This is a genomic window from Pseudomonas sp. P1_F1_2, assembly GCF_056405815.1.
Map to the genome: position 1 here is coordinate 1 of NZ_JBFUBK010000194.1, position 3,948 is coordinate 3,948.

Annotated in this window: 3 protein-coding genes; all 3 read right to left on the reverse strand. The window is 58.4% G+C overall.

The genetic code is table 11. The annotated features are described in order from the left end of the window. Positions 1–405: 405 nt before the first annotated feature. Positions 406–1,791, reverse strand: a complete 1,386-nt coding sequence (locus AC1D2P_RS30375) for an aminotransferase (protein ID WP_477758571.1) — start codon at positions 1,789–1,791, stop codon at positions 406–408. Positions 1,792–1,802: 11 nt separating this feature from the next. Further along, positions 1,803–3,275, reverse strand: a complete 1,473-nt coding sequence (locus AC1D2P_RS30380) for an NAD-dependent succinate-semialdehyde dehydrogenase (RefSeq protein ID WP_477758572.1) — start codon at positions 3,273–3,275, stop codon at positions 1,803–1,805. 145 nt (positions 3,276–3,420) lie between these two features. After that, entirely contained in the window at positions 3,421–3,900 is a 480-nt protein-coding gene (locus AC1D2P_RS30385; RefSeq protein ID WP_477758573.1) for an Lrp/AsnC family transcriptional regulator, read from the reverse strand. Positions 3,901–3,948: the final 48 nt, after the last annotated feature.

Here is a 3,948-nt window from a genome sequence, read left to right on the forward strand (position 1 = left end):
ACCTACGTCGGCTGGCCAAACTGACATCTCAAGGGCCACCAGTCACGGGATAGGTGCGCCTGCACTAAGCCAAAAACCTCAAATTAACCCAATAACGACGCAGCAAAGGTCAACGAAGGGCCGAGAAACCACACAAAGTGGTGAGTAGGCTATCCGGTGGTAGCTGTGCTTGATTTTACTCAGGCTGAAAATCCGACTTTTTCAACAGAATCGGTCAAAAGCAGTCATTCGATGGGCCTTCAGCAGTTCATCTCCGGGCCTCCTTACTCCCAAAATGAGTTTATGTAGTCACAATCTTCTATTCGCAGTTCATTCACGATAAGGCCAAAACTGGCGATACAAAAAACCACCCGAACGGTGAAGGATCGAACGGTTTTTTGGGGAGGGAGGGATGAGCGGCAAGGCTTAGCCCAGTATCTCGCTGGCCACGTGATCGACCGCACTTTTGGTGATGTCGACTATCAGGTCGGCCTCCTCCTCGGTCAAGATCAACGGTGGTGCAAAGCCGAGAATGTCGCCATGGGGCATCGCTCGGGCAATCATTCCGCGTTCAAGACAGGCTGCCGATACTTTCGGACCGATCTTCAATGCAGCATCGAATGGTGTGCGTTGCTCACGATCGGCCATGAACTCGACTGCGGCAAGCATGCCGTCGCCACGCACTTCGCCTACCAGCGGATGACCTTCCAATACTTCCCGCAACCGACGATTCAGATAATTGCCAACCTTCTCTGCGTTGGCTGTCAGGTTTTCCCGCTCCAGGATGTCGAGGTTGGCCAAGGCCGCCGCCGCGCAGATCGGATGCCCCGAGTACGTCCAGCCATGCCCCATGGCACCTTGAGACTGGGAGGCTTTTTCGATTACGTCCCAGACTTTTTCACCGACAATCACCGCAGATAAAGGCGCATAGGCACTGGTCAGGCCTTTGGCCGTAGTGATCAGGTCCGGACGCATGCCGTAGCGCTGGCTGCCCATCTTCGAACCCAGGCGACCGAAGGCGCAGACCACTTCGTCGGCGATCAACAACACGTCATACTTGTTCAACACCGCTTGTATGGCGGCCCAGTAGCCGGCCGGCGGAACGATGATGCCGCCGGTGCCCATCAGCGGTTCGCCGATAAATGCGGCGACGGTGTCCGGCCCTTCGGCCAGGATCATTTTCTCCAACTCGTCGGCGCAATAGCGCACGAAAGCTGCTTCATCCATACCCACCGGTGCCTTGCGGTACCAGTGCGGACAAACGGTATGTTTGACGCCCTCCGCCGGCAGGTCGAAATGCTGATGGAACGTCGGCAGGCCGGTCAGGCTGCCGGTCATGATGCCCGAGCCGTGATAACCGCGATCACGGGAGATGATTTTCTTCTTCTCCGGGCGACCCAATACGTTGTTGTAGTAACGCACCAGTTTGATCTGGGTTTCGTTAGCGTCGGAACCGGACAGGCCGTAGTAGACTTTTTTCATGCCCTCCGGCGCCCAGTCGATGATGCGGCTCGACAGCTCGATGATCGCTTCGGTCGAGTGCCCGACATAGGTGTGGTAATAGGCCAGCTCCTTGGCCTGCTTGTAGATCGCATCGGCGACTTCGGTGCGGCCGTAGCCGATATTCACGCAGTACAACCCGGCAAAGGCGTCGATGAATTCGCGGCCTTCATGGTCGCGGATACGAATGCCTGACGCGCTCTTGATGATGCGTCCCTTGAGCGTGCCGCTGGCGTGGTCATGGGCATGGGTCGACGGGTGCATGAAGTGCGCACGGTCTTGTTCGAACAACGAATCGAGTTTTTGGCTCATGGCGGATCTCCTTAGAACTGGCCTTGATGGTGCAGGCAAAAGTATTTGGTTTCGACAAAGGCTTCGAAGCCCTCGGTACCGCCCTCGCGGCCCAGCCCCGAGGCTTTCATGCCACCGAACGGGATCGGATGGCCGGTGAACTTGACGCCATTGACTGCGACCATGGCGTGGTCGAGGCGGCGAATCAGGGGGTAGATTAGGTCCAGGCGGTTGGAACAAATGTAGGCAGCCAGACCGTATTCGGTGTCGTTGGCCATTTCGATGGCTTGCTCGAGGGTGTCGAAAGGCATGACGCCAGCAATCGGCGCGAAATTCTCTTCGCGGTAGATACGCATCTGCGGCGTAACGTCGGCCAGCACCGTCGGCTGATAGAACAATCCGCCGAGGGCATGCGCTTCGCCGCCCACCAGACGTTGCGCGCCCAGCTTCAGCGCATCAGCCACACGCTCGGCGGTCACATCGAAGGCGGCCTGATGCATCAGCGGGCCGATGTCGACGCTTTGCTCTTGATCACCCACCAGTGCCGGGCCGACCCGCAGTTCGCGCACCGCAGAGGCAAAGCGGCTGAGGAACGCCGGATAAATCGAGCGTTCGACCATAATCCGATTGGCCGCGCAGCAATCCTGGCCCGAGGTCTGGAACTTGGCCTCTACCGCGACTTTCACCGCCAGATCCAGATCGGCATCGGCGCAGACAATAAACGGCGCGTTTCCGCCCAGTTCCAGCGACACTTTCTTCACGTCCTGGGCCGCCGCTTGCAGCACCAACTTGCCGACCCGGGTCGAGCCGGTGAAGCTGACCGAACGCACGCGAGTGTCCTGCACCAGGGTTTGCATGGTCATTTGCGGTTCGCCCAGCACCACGTTGAACACGCCGGCCGGGAAGCCCGCCTCTTCTGCCAGTTGCGCCAGGGCCAATGCCGAATACGGCGTTTCGTGGGCCGGTTTGATGACCACAGTGCAACCGGCGGCCAATGCGGCGGCGGCTTTGCGGGTGATCATCGCCGAAGGAAAATTCCACGGCGTCAGCAGTGCACAGACGCCAACCGGTTCCTTGATCGTGCCCAGATGCGCGCCGGGGATATGGCTGGGGATGTTGTGCCCGTAAAGACGCCGCGCTTCTTCGGCAAACCATGGAATGAAACTGGCGGCGTAGGCGATTTCGCCGCGTGATTCGGCCAGGGGCTTGCCTTGTTCCTGGCTGAGAATCCGCGCCAGGTCTTCCTGATGCTCAAGGATCAACGCCGCCCAGCGCCGCAGAATCGTTCCGCGGTCATCGAGGCTTTGTTCACTCCAGGCTGAAAACGCCCGGTGTGCGGCATCTACGGCGGCGATGATCTGAGGCTGATCGAGCATCGGCACATGACCGATTAACTTCTGATCGGCCGGATTGTGCACGGCGACGCTATGGCCGCTGTCACTGTGGACCCAATGGCCGTCTACGTAGCAAAGTGCTTTGAACAACAGCGGATGTTTGTATGTCATGGCGTTCACTCCAAACCGTGTGCGTGAATCCATGCTAGGGCAGCGCAGCCAAGATGAGTTGGCGTTTGGCGGGGTGTAACGACAGGTTTTTTCTGATTGAACGTCGGCAAACAGAGGCTTTTTGCGGTGAAGGTTTTGCCTCGGTTTATGGCTCTTGCGCCAGCTCGGCCGGCAAGGCACCCGCGGTCTTGATGGTTTTAGTGACGATATAGGTGAAGTAGCGCTCGATGCCCTGGTCATCGAGCAACAATTGGTCGATAAAACGCTGGTAATGGTCAATGTCCGGCGCCTGGATCATCGCCATGTAATCAACACCGCCACCGGTGGCGTAACAGAATGCCACTTCGGCGGCCTCGTTCATGCGTTGTTCGAACCGCCGCATGTCCTGGGCGGTGTGTCGGGCTAGGGTGATTTCCACCAGCACCTGCTGGCTTTTGAACACCGCGTTCCAGTCGATCAGTGCCCGGTAGCCCTTTATCAGCCCAAGCGACTCCAACTTGCGAACCCGCTCCCACGCCGGGGTCACCGAGAGATTGATCGCCTCGGCCAAGCTCGACTTGGTGATCCGACCGTCTTCGGCGAGGATTCGCAGGATTTTCAGGTCATAGCGATCGAGCTTGTGCATGGGTCGAGGATCTCCTGAATGAGTAGGACAAACCGGTGGGAGCGAGCC

Bases quoted from the DNA above. Each gene is read 5' to 3' on its own strand.
- AC1D2P_RS30375 (WP_477758571.1), bottom strand. From the start codon at position 1,791: ATGAGCCAAAAACTCGATTCGTTGTTCGAACAAGACCGTGCGCACTTC.
- AC1D2P_RS30380 (WP_477758572.1), bottom strand. From the start codon at position 3,275: ATGACATACAAACATCCGCTGTTGTTCAAAGCACTTTGCTACGTAGAC.
- AC1D2P_RS30385 (WP_477758573.1), bottom strand. From the start codon at position 3,900: ATGCACAAGCTCGATCGCTATGACCTGAAAATCCTGCGAATCCTCGCC.